This window comes from Micromonospora halotolerans (assembly GCF_032108445.1).
Lineage (GTDB): Bacteria > Actinomycetota > Actinomycetes > Mycobacteriales > Micromonosporaceae > Micromonospora > Micromonospora halotolerans.
In genome coordinates this window covers 2,173,010-2,185,380 of the sequence record NZ_CP134876.1, presented here as the reverse complement: position 1 = coordinate 2,185,380, position 12,371 = coordinate 2,173,010, and the positions used below count along the sequence as shown (strand labels likewise).

Below are 12,371 nucleotides of genomic sequence, written 5' to 3'. Positions count from 1 at the left end.
GGGATATCTAGACACCCGACAGCCCGACGGCCGGCTGTCCGTCAGCCTGGCATCCTTGAGGCTGGTCGTCCGCCCCCACCGTGTAGGCCGTCTCCGACACGATCGACGGATCGAAAAAAATCTTGAGGTCGACTGTCAAGGACCGCTCCTTTAGGGACTCTTACCCATGTGAGCGATCGATACCGCGGCGGAGAAGTGGGTGCGCCGGCCGACCGGGAGCAGGAGATCATGCGGCTGATCTCCACCGGCTTTTTCGACGGGTGCGTGCGGATGCTTGGGGTGTCCATGCGCATTGACCAGGCCGACGTGGAAGACGCGATCCTCGACGCGATCGTCCGGGTGCTCGAGCGGGATGCGAGGAAGGCGCCGATCGAGGACATGCAGAAGTACCTGTACTCGTCCGCCCGGAACAATCTGCGCCGGCGGCTGAAGGCCCTCGCCCGCAGCGCTGAGGCGGAGCTGAACGACGGCGAGCACCCCTCGGCCGAGCAGGAGGCATTGTCGGCCGCGCGGTATGCCGAACTAGTCGCTCACGTGAAGACCTGGGAGAACGCTCGGATCCGCGTAGTGACGCTGCTGTACCTGGCCGGAATCTACGAAGGTGACCCGCTCACGATCACGGAGGTTGCGATCCAGGCCGGCGAGATCCTCGGAGAGGAGATCCAGGTCGGTTCGATCGGTACATGGCGTAAGCGGGGGTTCGACAGGCTCTCGGCCTTCGTCGCAGCCCAGATGATTCACGAGCAGCAAGTCTGATGAAGAACAAGGAGACAAACACGATGACTATCGAGGCCGAGCGGATGCACGGCGGCGAAGGCGATCTCTTCGAGGCGCTGACCGAGGAGCTCGCTGAACTCACCGCTGACTATGGCGCCGAAGTCGACGAGGCGCTCAAGCGTGCCGCCGCCCAGCCCCTGGATGCCGTAGACGCACACCGCCTGTTCACCGAGATCCTGGTGGTCCTCCGCACCGGGGGCCGGAACCCGGACGCCGCGACGCGGGAGCGAGTCGTCCGCGACGTCCAACGGCGGGTCAACGAGCTGGTCGCTGCCCCTCGCGTTCCGGACGGGCTGACCGGCGGCGGCATCAAGCTGGTGTCCAAGAACGGGCTCGAGCCCAGGGAGGTACTGCCGACGCCGCAGTTCCACACCCACACGATCCAGATGATGGAGGGGTACGTCGACGTCAACGACTTGATCCTCTGGAAAGGGAACCACCGGGTCGAGCTACAGGTCGAGGAGTTCAACGACCGCAATCACCGCCTTCCCGATGACGATGAGATGCTAATGCTCGTCCAGGGGCAGCTGGACCTCCCGAGCATGGGCAGCCGGGACCCCTTCGAGATCGAGGCGCTGGCGCGCAGCATCGCCCGCAAGGGTGTCGAACGGCCGCCGATCGTGACGTACGAGGGTGAGCCGAAGGACGGTAACCGGCGCATCGCCGCTGCCAAGTACGTCCTGTCCGCCAAGGGCTTCACCGCCGAGGAGCGGGAGCGGGCACGGTGGATCCGCGTCTGGCGAGCACCGAAGGGGACCACCGAGGACCAGTTCGAGGCCATTGTCGTCGCCTTGAACTTCGAGCCGGAGTACAAGCAGGCGTGGGAGCAGTACGTCAAGGCGCGGCAGGTGGTGAATGCCTACCGGCTCGCCCGCACCGACGTTCGCGGTCGGTTCACCACGACCTTGGATAACCAGATCAAGCGTGAAGTCGCGGCCCGTTTCGCGATCAAGACGCAGGAGGTCAACCGGTACCTGCGGATGATGCAGTGGAGCGAGGACTTCCAGGAGTACCACGAGGATCAGGGCCGTGACCGGGCGGCGACAAAGTACCGCGCCAATGACATCTTCCAGTGGTTCTATGAGATCGACGCCGGCAAGAAGGGCCAGAAGCTGACCGAGCGCCTGGACCAGGACGATGACCTGAAGGGCGTCGTCTACGACCTGATGTACGACGTTCTCGATAGCGGTCTCCAGGTCCGGAAGCTGCACCAGGTCGTCGCGGACGAAAACGCCCTGAAGGTACTGACGGAGGCCCACTCCCTGGCGGCCACGGACCAGGCTCGGGCCTTGACCATGGTGAACGACGCTATCGCAATCGCCGCCCGCAACAGCCCGACGAAGAAGATCGGCTTCGAGCAGTGGCTGCACACGGCCATCGGACGGTTCGGGTCAGCGTCCCCCGACGACTGGGCCCGGATCGAGCCGGCGATGCTGGTGAACCTCGACCGAGTCCTGACCGGGGCGCTCGGCGCGGTCGACGGGGCCCTCCGCAGTCGGGGCGTGTCACCTGCGGAGCGGCCGTGAGTGCATCCCTAGGAACGGTGGAATTGGACCCGGGCCGTCGCGGGGTCCTGATCGTGCCTCGCCACCAAGACCTGCCGACGCTGCGGTCCGTCCTTCGTCGGTTGCCGAAGATGCCGCGGGGCCGGTCGGACAACGGCTGTCTGCTGTTCCGGTTCGAGGACGGCCCGCAGGTGATGGCAGCTGGCGACGGGCTGCTCGACTGGACGGTGGACGCAGAAAGAGCCATCCAGAATCGGGTCCGGGTGAGGACAAGCGCGGCCGAGGTCGTGGCTAGTGCTCGTTCTGTTCTTGCCGGCGGTGCGGATGCCGCTCGAGTCGCCATCGCGGACAGCCACCTTGTCGACCGACTCGACGACCACCAAGCCCTGAATGTCGCAGCGCTCACCGTCGACGGCAGTTGGGGCGGCTGCGTGTTCGATGAGCAGGGCACGGGCAAGACCATCACGATGATCGCAACGTTCGACCTGCTTGTGGAGCGCAATCTGGCTGATGTGCTGGTCGTGATGGCACCGAAGTCCATGGTGCGTGAGTGGGCGGTGCAGTTCGACCAGTTCACCGATGGCATGTACCGCGTCGCGGTGATCGAGGGTTCGAAGGCCGAGAAGTCGAAAGCGCTCGCCAGCGGCGCCGACGTAGTGGTGATGAACTACGAGTCAGCCGTCACGTCGGAGCCGGCAGTCCGGCTCCTTGCTCGGCGTTGCCGCACTGTGCTGGCGGTGGACGAGTCCTTCAACGTCAAGAACCCTGACGCCCGGCGCACATCCGCCATCGCGCGCATCCGCGAATGGTGCACTCATGCCTTCGCTCTATGCGGCACGCCGGCTCCGAACTCCCCGGCTGACATGGTGGCCCAGTTCGACCTGGTGGATTTCGGGTACACCTTCGGGCCGGTCAGGCTCGACCATGACCCCGAGGTCGCGCTGGGGCAGGTCCGCGATGCCGTCACCGAGCGGGGTCACTACGTGCGGAATCTCAAGTCCATCGTGCTCAAGGACCTACCTGGCCGGTCCTTCAACCGCGTCAAGGTCCAGATGCAGCCGGTGCAGGCAGCCGCCTACGCCGCCACGCTCGACGGCCTTATCACCGACGTCCGTCAGATCACCGACGCCGAATTCCGCCGCCAGTCCATGTCGTTCCTTGCGCGCCGGGCATCGCTGCTGCGTCTGTGCTCGGATCCCTCCGGGGTCGTGGACGGCTACGACGAGGTGCCAGCGAAGGTAGCTGCACTCGATGACCTGTTGGACCAGCTCGTGCGCCAGCACAAAGAGAAGGTCTTGCTCTGGTCCTTCTACCGCTCCAATCTGGACAACCTGGCTACCCGGTACGGTCCATTGGGCCTAGTCCGCGTGGATGGGTCTGTGCCTTCCGAGGAGCGGCGGGAGGCCGTCCGCCGGTTCCAAGACGATGACGACGTGATGGTGTTCCTGGGCAACCCGGCTGCAGCCGGAGCAGGTCTGACACTGCATCGTGCAAGGGTTGCTGTATACGAGTCGCTGTCGAACCAGGCAGCCCACTACCTGCAAAGCCTCGACCGGATCCACCGGCGGGGCCAGGCGAGGGACGTCGAGTACATCACGCTGCTGTGTGAGGGCACCATCGAAGAGCCCGAGTACGACCGCCTGCTCACCAAGGCCCAGACGCAGGCAGACCTCCTAGGGGATCCGCCTGACCCCCAGCCCACGCGAGTGCTCCTCCTCGAAGAACTCTTGAAACTGCGCGCGACGGTAGGGGCGGTTCACCAGCATGGGTAGGCCGAGTGGTCCACACGAAAGCCGGGTCGAGATCCTGGCCACCGTCGCGGTTCTCGCCGGCTACACGGCACCGTCGCAGATCGCTGCCGATCTCACACCAGACGTCGTGCGACTCGACCTGCGCTATCGCCGGCTCTTCGTCGCCGACGCCAAGGAGACGGAGACGCCCGGGACCCGACACACACAGGAAAGACTCCGCGCCTACGTGATCGCGGCGAAGGCTTGGCTCTCCGCGCGGTACAGCGTTCGCCTGGCCGTCTGTCATGGGGACTACGGCGCCGCGGGCCCATGGCTGTCTCTGCTGCGGACAACCGCCCGCGACGCCGCCGTCGAATCTACCGAGGGAAGCTGGACTACCCTCGACCGTGAGAACGTGCTCTGCTGGGTGGACCTTTCCGTCCGTCCTCAGGTCGATGCATCGACCGACGTCCGGGCCGCTGTTCCTATCCGGCGGCGGCGAGCAGTTCCCCCTGGTTCCTTCGGCTGAGGACTTCGGCGGCGATCCGCTCGACAGCCTCCCCCGGCTCCTCGTGCTCCCAGACCCTGATCACGCGCCAGCCTGCTGCCTCAAGCGTCTCGCGGGTGTGGGCGTCCCGTCTGCGATTCTTGTCGATCTTGTCTGCCCACCACTTCGTGTTGGACTTCGTGTTTCGCGCGTGCTGGGGGCAGCCGTGCCAAAAACAGCCGTCAACGAAGACTGCCACCTTTTCTTTCCCGAACAGGATGTCCGCCGTGCGTCGTAGCCCTGGCTCTGGTTTCGCGTCGACCTCGAATTCGAGTCCGCGGGCTTCTAGACCCATACGGATCCGCATTTCTGGCAACGTGTCCCGTCGATCTTGTCGTTGCATTCGCGCACGGGTTGCTTCGTCAGTTGGATGCGGTGCTGGCAAGCTCTTACCAGGCTTCGGTGCGTCGGGTCGCTTGTGCACCACCCTGGCTTTAGGTCCCCCCACGGCTTGGGCGATGGCACTGGCGAGAATACTGCCGAGCAAAGGTGGGACTGCGTTGCCGATCTGTCTGGCACGCGAGGAAAGCCCTCCGATGAAGCGGTAGCGGTCTGGGAATGTCTGGAGGCGTGCCCCTTCCCGGATCGACAACGAGCGGTCCTCGTACGGGTGGGTGAAGCAGCCGCTCGTCACGTTTCCGAACTGGGTATTGATGGTGTACGAGGGCAACGCGGGGTCGAGTCTTCCGATCAGGTTGGTGCTGTCGGTCCGCCGCATGCCACCCATGAAGCGTTCGGGGAGCAGATGTGGGGGGATATCCCGCCACGTTCCCCCTTGTGGTACGTGGTGGATGAGGGCCATGTGGTCCGCGCCTAGGACACTCACCTCATGGTCACGCAGTTCGGTCTCGTCGCCCCGCATGGCTCTGGCGAATGGCGTCGACCTGCCTTCGATGTAATTGGTCACGGGACCGCCGGGGCCGGTGCCGATCGGTGGCAGGTCGCCAATAGCGTCCCAAACGGTAAGGTGTCGTTCCAGTTTCTCCTTGAGGCGCTTTTCTTCCCACAGGTGAAGAGTGTCGCGCCGCCAGCCCCCCATGTTCGTGGGCTTAGGAAACTCGAACTCCTTATCTCCAAGCAGGCCGACGATGAAGAGTCTCCGACGCCGCTGGGGTACGCCGTAGTCGGCCGCAAGAAGAATGTCCTTCGTGACGGAGTAACCGAGGTCTTTGAAAGCGTCCAGGATCTTTGCGCCGAAATGGCCGGCCTTCCAGTAGACCATCCCGGGCACATTTTCCATCATGAAAGCGCGCGGTTTGAGTTCCGCGACGACGGCTAGCATGTGCTCCCACAGGCTGTTCCGCTCGTCCTCGGGTTTGACCCAGCCGTTCCGGCGCCCCGCTGTGCTGAACCCCTGGCAGCTGGGCCCACCGATCACTACGTCGACCCGGCCCCCAGCCATCGAGGCAATCTCTGCGGGGCTGTAGTCGGTGATCGAGGCGCACTCCACTCGGACGCCCGGATGGTTGAGGCGGTAGGTCTCATAGGAGTCCTTGTCTTTGTCAAGAGCGAAGGTCACCTCGAAGCCCGCAAGCTTGAAGCCCTCGGTCAGGCCGCCTGCTCCGCAGAACAGGTCGATGGCGCGCAGGGGGTACCGGATGGGTGGAATCTTGCTCGTCGACACAGCTGTACGATAGCTAATGATCGGTGCTTCGTCGAGCGCGGCCGGAGGGCGGTTGAGCTGACCAGGGACGGCATGGTCTGGCCGCCTGGACCTAGGATTGACGAGTGAGCGAACTTGTCGACTGGGCCGCGAAGATCGCCGAAGCTCACCTGGCGAACTCACTCCCCCGCAGGTGGAGACACGTGCAGGCTGTCGCGGCAAAAGCTCAGCAGCTGGCACAGCTCGCCGGCAAAGACGGCGATGTTCTCACCGCGGCTGCTTGGCTTCACGACATCGGTTACGCACCCGGCATCACAGATACTGGCTTCCACTCCCTCGACGGTGCCAGGTGGCTGCTTCGGCAAGGAGTCACCCCTCGCCTGGCCAGTCTGGTAGCCCATCACTCCTGTGCCTCCTACGAGGCTGATGAGCGTGGGCTCGGCGGTGCCCTGGCCGAGTTCGAGCGAGAGGAGTCGTCGACATCGGACGCCCTGTGGTTCGCGGACATGACCACCGGGCCCGACGGTCAAGATCTGACTGTGGAGGAGCGGCTGGCCGAGATCCGGGACCGTTATGGTGCTGACCACCTCGTGACCCGGTCCACAGTCGTTGCCAGAGGTCTGTCGGCACGGCCCCGCGGCGGGGGTAGATGTGGACGACCTCGGATTGGCTGACCTGGGCGGCCCGCTCCGTCGGCAGGGCCCCCGGCCACACGTAGGACTCGCTCTCGCCGAGCAAGGCGGCAATCGCGTGGCGGTAGCGCGGGTACGGGTTGCGGCTCTGGGTGACCCACCGCTCAACGTTCGTGTCCTACCGGCACCTGTCCGGACTGCTCGACCATTACAACGAGGAAAGCCTCGTCGTCTGGTTCGGCCCCCTCGCCGTCGACGGCCTGATGCTCATGGCCACCGCTGCCCTGCTCGCCGGCGGAAACCGCACCACCCGGCCCACCGAACCTGTCCCGGCACCTGCGCCGGCCACCCTCGCCGAGACGTCGTCACCTGACATCCCCGCCTCGTCGACGGTCCGCCCGGCCGCCGCGACCCCGGCCACCAACCCCGCACCCAAGCCCGATCCCGCACCTGTCCACGAACTCATCAACCCGCCCGAGGTTGGCGAGGAACCCGCCACCGAGACGACAACCGAGTACACCCCGGACGCCGCCGAGACGGACCTGACGCCGGAACCCGTCGCGCCTGCGGTAGTCAAGACCGGCCCACCGCCGGCTTTGCTGCCCGGTGCCCGGATCATCGCCGACGCCCACGAGAAGGCCCACGGTGAGCCCATCACCGCCGGCCAGCTCGCCGTCCGACTCCGCGTACCCACCAACACGGCCGCCGACATCCTGACGGCCCTCACCACCAACCCGACCATCAACGACAAGACCCACAACGGCAACGCCGTCGGAGCCACTGCGTGACCTCCTCGGCGCTGCCTCTCGCGCCCGAAACCCACAAGGTTTCGGGCACGGGAGCCTCCGCCGAAACCGCCACCGGCTACTGGCCCTGGGCCACCCCGACCGGCATCACCCGCGATCCCGCCGCCGACGGGTGGGTACGCGGCCACGACCCGCGCACCGTCGCCTCCGGCCGCGCCCGCGCCCAGGACCCCGACTACCCCGAATGGCTCGGGCACGTCCGGGCCGCCGCGTCCTGCAAGCACCCGATCCGGCTCGCCGGTCAGATCCACGTCAACGACGCCGACGGCAACCGCATGGCCACCATCGACACCGAGGACATGCCCGACGGCGCGATCTACACCCCCTGCGGCAACCGACGCGCCTCGGTCTGCCCGTCCTGCGCCGAGGTCTACCGCCGCGACACGTTCCACCTCATCAAGGCAGGCCTACAGGGCGACCGGTGGGGACTGCCTCCCCTGCACGAGCACATCGCCATCTTCCTCACCGCCACCGCCCCCTCCTTCGGGCCGGTGCACCACCGGGTGGTGAAGATCCACGCTGCGGACTGCCGCCGCAAGGACGGCTGCACCTGCCGCGCCAGCGTCTGCCACCCCTTCGGCCGCACCTGCCCCCACGGCGTCGACCTGCGCTGCGGCGACCGGCACAAGGCCGCCGACCACCAGCTGGGCCAACCGCTGTGCCTCGACTGCTATGACCACGTCGGCCAGGTCGTCTGGAACCACGAAGCACCCGAACTGTGGCGCCGCACCATCCAACAGGTCGACCGGGAACTACGCCGCCTCGGCCGCACCCACGGCGTCGACCTGCGCCGCCGCTACATCAAGGTCTACGAATTCCAGGTACGCGGCGTCATCCACTACCACGCCCTCATCCGCCTCGACGGCTACAACCCCGACTGCCCTGCCGCGATCGTCCCGCCGCCGGCCGCCATCACCCGGCAGATGTTCGCCGACTCCGTCCAGGCCGCGTTCGTCAAGACCGCCTACACCTCCGCGCCGCACCCCGCCAACGGTGACCGTGGGTGGCGCATCGCGTGGGGCGACAAAGGCCTGGACCTCAAGCACGTCAACGCCCCTGGCAGTGAAGTCAACCTCGCCCAGATCACCGGCTACATCGCCAAGTACGTCACCAAGAGCACCGAGGTGACCGGGCTGAGCCTGCGCCGGGTCGATGACCTCTCCGTGCAGGTCCACGGCGACCCGGCAACGCACCTCGGCCGGCTCATCCGCGCCTGCTGGGACATCGGCGAGCACCCCGACTACACCCGGCTGCGCCGCTGGGCCCACCAGTTCGGCTACGGCGGCCACATCACCACCAAGAGCCGCGCCTTCTCCGTCACCCTCGGCTTCATACGCATGCAGCGCACCATCTGGCGACGCACCGAGGGCCACCCCCACACCTGGGACAACGAGCAGACCGAGCGCGTCATCTACGAACTCGGCTACCAGGCCACCGGCTGGATCAGCACCGGCGACGCCCTGCTGGCCAACACTGCCGCTGCCCAAGCCCGCGCCTGGCACCAAGCCGGCCTCGATGCCATCGCCGACGAACTCACCGCCCGCCGCACCCCCGCTCAACCCCTGGCCGCTTGACACGTACGTGTCAACGCCCCGCCCGACGAAGAAGGGAGAAGGACGTCATGAGCAGCCCGAGTAGCCCGCTCGCCCCGAGGTGGTACTCGCCCGCCGAGGTCGCCACCCTGCTCGGCTTTGGCCTGTCCAAGGTGAAGATGAAGATCGCCACCGGGGAACTGCGTTCGATCAAGGACGGCAAGTACCGACGCATCCTGCCCGAGTGGGTCGACGAGTACATCCGCGACCGGGTCGACCGGCAGGAGGTCGCCTGATGGCACCCCGCGCTCGCGCCAACGGTGAAGGCTCGATCTTCGCCTACCGCAACGGCTTCGCTGCCTACGTCTGGGTGGAGAAGCCGGACGGCAAGCGGGGCCGGAAGTGGGTCTACGGGAAGACGCGCGAGGTGGTCCACGACAAGTGGATCAAACTGCACGGCCAGGCCAAGGCCGGCCCGGTGGTGACCAGGTCGCCGACGGTGGGGGAGTACGCCACTTACTGGCTGCGGGAGATCGTCCGACCGAACCTGGCGCCGGGCAGCTACGTCACCTACGAGGTGGCGGTGCGGCTCTACCTGTCTCCCGGCCTGGGCAAGAAGCGGCTCGACAAGCTGCGGGTCAGCGACGTACAGACCTGGATCAACGCCGTCGGTCGGTCCTGCCAGTGCTGCGCTCAGGGTAAGGACGAACGCCGGAAGCCGGCGCAGCATCGCTGCTGCGCTCTCGGCCGGTGCTGCCAGGACCTGTCCTCGGCGACCAGCATTGCGCACCTGCGGACCGTGCTGCGGACGATCCTGTCCCAGGCCATCGCCGAGGGCCTGATCGCCCGCAACGTCGCCCCGCTGGTGAAGCTGCCGCCGGTACGGTCCCGCAAGCGCAAGGCATGGTCGAGCGACGAGGCCCGGCGGTTCCTGGAGTCGGCCCGCGCTAACGACGACCTGCTCTACGCCGCCTACGTCCTGGTCCTGGTGCTCGGCCTGCGTAAGGGCGAGATGCTGGGGCTGTCGTGGGCTGACGTGGACCTCGACGCGGGTGAGCTGACCATCGATCGGCAACTCCAGCGGGTCGGCGACCAGATCCTGCACCGAGAAACGAAGACCGCTGCATCCGATGCCACGCTGCCGCTGCCGGACATCTGCACCGTGGCACTCGGCCGCCGCCGTGACGCCCAGGCCGCCGCTGTTGAGGCTGCCAGCCCTGCCTGGCAGCCGTCGGACCTCATCTTCACTACCCGTTACGGTCGACCGGTCGAGCCGCGGAACTTCAACCGCTTCTGGGACCGGCGCTGCGACTCGGCGGGCGTGCGTCGCATCACCGTGCGGGACGCTCGCCGTACCTGCGCCTCACTGCTCGCCGACCTGGACGTGCATCCTCGGGTGGCGATGCAGATCCTGCGGCATGCTCAGTTCGCCATCACGATGGAGATCTACACGGTGGTCTCCTCGGCGGCGACCCGCGACGCGCTCAAGCGACTCGGCAAGGCGCTCGACCGATGAAGGGCCTACTGCTGTACTTCGCTGCTGTACTCGCCCTGCTGGCGGTCTCAGCGTCGGCCCATAGGGCCGCTGAGCTGCGGAGGAGTGGGCCGCCAGGGACTCGAACCCTGAACCTATGGATTAAAAGTCCACAGCTCTGCCATTGAGCTAGCGGCCCGTCCGACCAGGCTACCGGAACCCGCCCGCGCGGGGCTTCCGGCTTCCGCCACCTGTCGATCTTCAGACTCCCCGCCGGCGACCGCAGGGCATGACGACGCCCCGGTGGGGAACCGGGATACGCATGAGGGTCAGCAGCACCGCCGCGGTGGCGGCGTCCAGCGAGGTGGCCGGGGACGACGGGGTACGCCGTCCCGGCGGCGAGGTCCACGCCTGGCTGCCGGGCCAGAACCAGACGGTCTGCGGCCTCCAGCTCAGCCGCACCCGGCTGCGTCGCTTTCCCCACGTGCCCTTCGACTACTCGGACACCGACGTGCTCACCGAGGCCGACCCCGAGGGCTACGTCTGCCCGCGCTGCCTGGCCGCCACGCAGGGGCGGCGTGAGGGCGAGAAGAGCTGGGCGCGGACGAACCCCCGTCCGTGAGTGGTTGCTGTCCGCTTCAGCGGGTACGGCACCGGTATGCGCATCGTGATCGTGGGGGCCACCGGCAACGTGGGGACGGCGCTGCTGCGCCGGCTGCGGCGGGAGTCCGGGGCGGAGCTGGTCGGGGTGGCGCGCCGGTTGCCCGGGCCGGACGCCGGTGAGCCGTACGACGGGGTGGAGTGGCACTCCTGCGACGTGGGGGCGCCGGACGCGGTGGAGAAGCTGGCCGCGGCCTTTGCCGGGGCGCGGGCCGTGGTGCACCTGGCCTGGCAGATCCAGCCCAGCCACGACCAGCGCACCCTGCACCGGACCAACGTCGGCGGCAGCCGGGCGGTGTTCGAGGCGACCGTCCGGGCCGGTGTTCCCGCCCTCGTGCACGCCTCGTCGGTCGGCACCTACGCGCCCGGACCGAAGGACCACCCGGTGAGCGAGAACTGGCCGGCGACCGGGGTGGAGACGTCGTCGTACAGCCGGGACAAGGCCGAGGTGGAGGCGCTGCTGGACGGTGTGCAGCGGGAGCGTCCGGAGCTGCGGGTGGTCCGGCTGCGGCCGGGCCTGACCTTCCAGCGGGACGCGGGCACGGAGATCCGGCGTTACTTCATCGGGCCGCTGGCGCCGGTGGGGCTGCTCCGGTACGGCCGGATCCCGCTGGTCCCGACGCACCGGCGGCTGCGCATGCAGGCGGTGCACGCCGACGACGTGGCCGACGCGTACGCCCGGGCGGTGCTGGGTGAGGCGCGCGGCGCCTTCAACGTGGCCGCGGATCCGGTGCTGACCCCGGAGCTGCTGGCCCGGCACTTCCACGGCTGGACGGTGCCGGTGGCCATCCCGGTGCTCCGTGCGGCGGCGGCGCTGACCTGGCGGGCGCGGTTGCAGCCGGTCGACACGGGCTGGGTGGACCTGGCGTTGAACGCCCCGCTCATGTCGAGCGAGCGCGCCGAGCGCGAACTGGGCTGGACCCCGAAGGTCGACAGCGTCACGGCCCTGAAGGAGCTGTTCGACGGCATGTCGAGCCGCACCGGCACCACGTCCCCACCGATGTCCCCAGACCCGACCCTCCCGGGCCGCTCCACGGCCCTCCTGAAGGCCCGCCTCCCCGGCCACAGCAACCCCTACTGACCCGCAGCGCGTTGATCAAGGAGT

At 67.5% G+C, this 12,371-nt stretch carries 12 protein-coding genes and 1 tRNA gene; 10 read left to right on the top strand and 3 right to left on the bottom strand.

The genetic code is table 11. The annotated features are described in order from the left end of the window. Nucleotides 1-7 precede the first annotated feature (7 nt). Entirely contained in the window at nt 8-139 is a 132-nt protein-coding gene (locus RMN56_RS10265) for a hypothetical protein (protein ID WP_313723595.1), read from the bottom strand. Between the two features lie 29 nt (nt 140-168). On the opposite strand from RMN56_RS10265, the gene RMN56_RS10260 reads away from it, so the two are divergent. From RMN56_RS10260 to RMN56_RS10250, 3 genes are read left to right on the top strand one after another with little or no spacing between them, the layout of a single operon-like run. Then, nucleotides 169-756: an RNA polymerase sigma factor gene (locus tag RMN56_RS10260; RefSeq protein WP_313723594.1), complete on the top strand. Its 588-nt coding sequence runs from the start codon at nt 169-171 to the stop codon at nt 754-756. Continuing rightward, nucleotides 756-2,303, top strand: a complete 1,548-nt coding sequence (locus RMN56_RS10255; protein WP_313723593.1) for a ParB/Srx family N-terminal domain-containing protein — start codon at nt 756-758, stop codon at nt 2,301-2,303. The genes RMN56_RS10260 and RMN56_RS10255 overlap by 1 nt, the downstream gene beginning before the upstream one ends. 17 nt (nt 2,304-2,320) lie before the next feature. Beyond that, nucleotides 2,321-4,054 carry a DEAD/DEAH box helicase gene (locus RMN56_RS10250; protein WP_313723592.1) on the top strand — a complete coding sequence of 578 codons (1,734 nt, stop codon included), beginning with the start codon at nt 2,321-2,323 and terminating at the stop codon, nt 4,052-4,054. A 443-nt stretch (nt 4,055-4,497) separates the two neighbouring features. Here the strand turns inward: RMN56_RS10250 and vsr are convergent, their stop codons facing one another. After that, complete coding sequence (gene vsr, locus RMN56_RS10245) at nt 4,498-6,183, bottom strand: DNA mismatch endonuclease Vsr (RefSeq protein ID WP_313723591.1); 1,686 nt, start codon at nt 6,181-6,183, stop codon at nt 4,498-4,500. 104 nt (nt 6,184-6,287) lie between these two features. Here vsr and RMN56_RS10240 point away from each other — a divergent pair, with 104 nt between their 5' ends. The 5 genes from RMN56_RS10240 to RMN56_RS10220 all read left to right on the top strand — a co-directional run bounded on the left by RMN56_RS10240 (nt 6,288) and on the right by RMN56_RS10220 (nt 10,648). After that, the gene (locus RMN56_RS10240) at nt 6,288-6,836 is read left to right on the top strand and encodes an HD domain-containing protein (protein WP_313723590.1); all 549 of its coding nucleotides are present in this window, start codon (nt 6,288-6,290) and stop codon (nt 6,834-6,836) included. A gap of 110 nt (nt 6,837-6,946) precedes the next feature. Further along, nucleotides 6,947-7,582 (top strand): hypothetical protein, encoded by a 636-nt coding sequence (locus tag RMN56_RS10235; protein ID WP_313723589.1) that lies wholly within the window; start codon nt 6,947-6,949, stop codon nt 7,580-7,582. Beyond that, nucleotides 7,579-9,174, top strand: a complete 1,596-nt coding sequence (locus tag RMN56_RS10230; RefSeq protein WP_313723588.1) for a replication initiator — start codon at nt 7,579-7,581, stop codon at nt 9,172-9,174. The genes RMN56_RS10235 and RMN56_RS10230 overlap by 4 nt, the downstream gene beginning before the upstream one ends. A gap of 47 nt (nt 9,175-9,221) precedes the next feature. Continuing rightward, the gene (locus RMN56_RS10225; RefSeq protein WP_313723587.1) at nt 9,222-9,428 is read left to right on the top strand and encodes an excisionase family DNA-binding protein; all 207 of its coding nucleotides are present in this window, start codon (nt 9,222-9,224) and stop codon (nt 9,426-9,428) included. Next, a complete protein-coding gene (locus RMN56_RS10220) occupies nt 9,428-10,648 on the top strand; it encodes a tyrosine-type recombinase/integrase (RefSeq protein ID WP_313723586.1) in 1,221 nt (406 codons plus the stop codon). The genes RMN56_RS10225 and RMN56_RS10220 overlap by 1 nt, the downstream gene beginning before the upstream one ends. Before the next feature lie 85 nt (nt 10,649-10,733). Here RMN56_RS10220 and RMN56_RS10215 read toward each other — a convergent pair. Continuing rightward, nucleotides 10,734-10,805: transfer RNA gene (locus RMN56_RS10215), tRNA-Lys, on the bottom strand. A 123-nt stretch (nt 10,806-10,928) separates the two neighbouring features. Between RMN56_RS10215 and RMN56_RS10210 the strand changes: the two genes are divergently transcribed. Next, nucleotides 10,929-11,228 carry a hypothetical protein gene (locus RMN56_RS10210; RefSeq protein ID WP_262283434.1) on the top strand — a complete coding sequence of 100 codons (300 nt, stop codon included), beginning with the start codon at nt 10,929-10,931 and terminating at the stop codon, nt 11,226-11,228. 36 nt (nt 11,229-11,264) lie between these two features. Next, complete coding sequence (locus RMN56_RS10205) at nt 11,265-12,347, top strand: NAD-dependent epimerase/dehydratase family protein (protein WP_313723585.1); 1,083 nt, start codon at nt 11,265-11,267, stop codon at nt 12,345-12,347. Nucleotides 12,348-12,371 lie beyond the last annotated feature (24 nt).